General features: G+C 72.1%; 2 protein-coding genes. One reads left to right on the top strand and one right to left on the bottom strand.

Going from position 1 to position 2,099, the window contains the following annotated elements; translation table 11 throughout:
• Window positions 1–38: 38 nt before the first annotated feature.
• Complete coding sequence (locus tag FV230_RS27645) at window positions 39–479, bottom strand: CoA-binding protein (RefSeq protein ID WP_147844641.1); 441 nt, start codon at window positions 477–479, stop codon at window positions 39–41.
• A 666-nt stretch (window positions 480–1,145) separates the two neighbouring features.
• Here FV230_RS27645 and FV230_RS27650 point away from each other — a divergent pair.
• Window positions 1,146–1,637: a MucR family transcriptional regulator gene (locus tag FV230_RS27650; protein WP_147844642.1), complete on the top strand. Its 492-nt coding sequence runs from the start codon at window positions 1,146–1,148 to the stop codon at window positions 1,635–1,637.
• The last annotated feature ends 462 nt before the right edge of the window (window positions 1,638–2,099 follow it).

Genomic DNA, 2,099 nt, shown 5'->3' on the forward strand with positions numbered 1-2,099 from the left:
CCCCCCCCCCCCCTTTTGTTTTTCAAGCAGAAGCCGGCCTACGCGCGCTGCGCATGTCTCGTGGGCTCGGAGAGGTGTCTACGCGACAGGGCGGGCCCGAGCAGGCGCAGGCCGTGCTCCCGCGCGATCCGCGCCGCGCGCGGGCCGGGATCGTCCGGCTCGGTGCCGAGGCCGGCGGTGAGCAGGATCGCGGCGCGCACGCCCGCCCGCCCGGCCTCCGCGACGATCCCGGGGATGCTCTCGGGCGGGCTCGCCACCACGGCGAGGTCGGGCACCGCCGGCAGGTCGGCGATCCGCGCCACGCAGGCCACGCCGTCGGCCTCGGCATCCTGCGGGTGGACCGGGTGGACCGGCCCGGGAAAGCCGCCGGCGCGGATCTTGTCGAACACCGCGCGCCCGAGCGAGCCGGCGCGGGCGCCGGCGCCGACCACGGCGACCGAGCGCGGGGTGAGCAGGGCCTCGAAGCGGTAGGTGCTCACGCGGGGCCTCCGAGCGGGGGCCGGCCGCCCGGCGGAAGGCGGTCACGGCCGGTCCATCGGCATCATGCGATCCTTCTCGTCTGCCCGCCCGGTCGCGAATCGACGGGGGGCGGGCCGATCGTCCGGTGCGCCCGCCTTTTCAACAGAGCAACCCGCGCCAGGGCAAGTCCTCATGTCGGCGCGCGCGGCGGCACGACCGGTCGCGCGGGTGCGGCCGCGCGGACCGGCGGCTCGGGAGCACCGGCAGGCCCTGGCCGCTCCGCCGCCGCCCGCGCAGGATCGCTCGCGATCTCGTTGCGGACACAACGAAGTTTTCAGGCCCGAGGCCGGAATCGAACGAGGGTATTGGCGCGCCGGGACGGAAAAGCAGGCGACTAATACCGAATCCGCGAAGGCTCCGGCCGTCTCGACGACCGGCTCCGCCATTGGACACCAGCGCCGCATGGGGTCGGACTGGACTCCGGGTGCGGCGCTACACTCGTTTTTTTGTGTTGGAAGCCTTTCCATCAAGTTTAATCGAACGGAAACAGACCTTGCGCATTGCGTTGAGATGTTAGACATCATAGCCGCCTTGCCTGAACAAGCTGGCGTCAGCTGAAAATTTCCCAACCCTTGGGCTGCGTTGACGTCGGACGTGTCGAGGGAAGTCGGACCGGGGAACGATCGATGATGAACGACAACGGCATGGAACCGGATTACATCGCTCTGGCGGCAGAGATCGTGTCGGCCTTCGTGAGCAAGAATTCCGTTCCGGTCCCGGAATTGAACGGGCTCATCGTCTCGGTGCACACGACGCTGGCCCAGCTGGGGAACGGCGCCGCCGCCGAGAAGGTCGAGCCGCCGACGCCCGCGGTCTCGATCAAGCGCTCGGTCACGCCGGACTTCATCATCTGCCTGGAGGACGGGAAGAAGTTCAAGTCGCTGAAGCGCCACCTGCGCACGCGCTACGACATGACCCCCGACGCGTATCGCACCAAGTGGAACTTGGCGGCCGACTACCCGATGGTCGCGCCGAACTACGCTGCCGCCCGCTCCGAGCTCGCCAAGACGATGGGCCTCGGCCAGCAGCGTCGCAAGACCCGCGGCAAGGCCGCGCCCGAGGCGGCCGCCGCTCCGGCCCCGCGCCGCAGCCGAGGCCGCAGCGCCGCCGAGGGCTAATCGCCGGGTTCTTCCGATCGCCCGGTCGGGCCCGGCAGAACCCGCGTCCCGTCCCCCGTGGGAGACGGGCGGGTTGCGGGGCACGACCCGTCCGGGTGGGTCATGCCCCTCGCCCCGGCCCTCTCCCCCGCGAGGGGGAGCCGGACAGCGCGACGCGATCCGCTCGCGGGCGCCCGCCTCCGGGAAATCCACAGCTTTCCGCGGCGCTCGCCGGGCCGATTCAGGGATCGGGCATCGCCGGGTGCGATGGCTGTCGGCGAGGAGCCGGCCGGTGGGGCCGGCCGCGTGAGGCGTCGTTCATGCCCGGCCAGCCCAGCCTCGTCGCCCGCCTGTTCTGGATCGCGGTGGTCGGCGGCGGCCTGTCGCTCCGGTACGGGCGCGGCGGCCTCCTGCTCTCGGGCGCGGCGCTCGGCCTCGTCCTGCTGCGCCATCTCGGGCGGCCCCGGCGCTTCCGCGCCCGGG

Source organism: Methylobacterium sp. WL6 (assembly GCF_008040095.1).
In the GTDB taxonomy this organism is placed as follows: Bacteria; Pseudomonadota; Alphaproteobacteria; order Rhizobiales; family Beijerinckiaceae; genus Methylobacterium.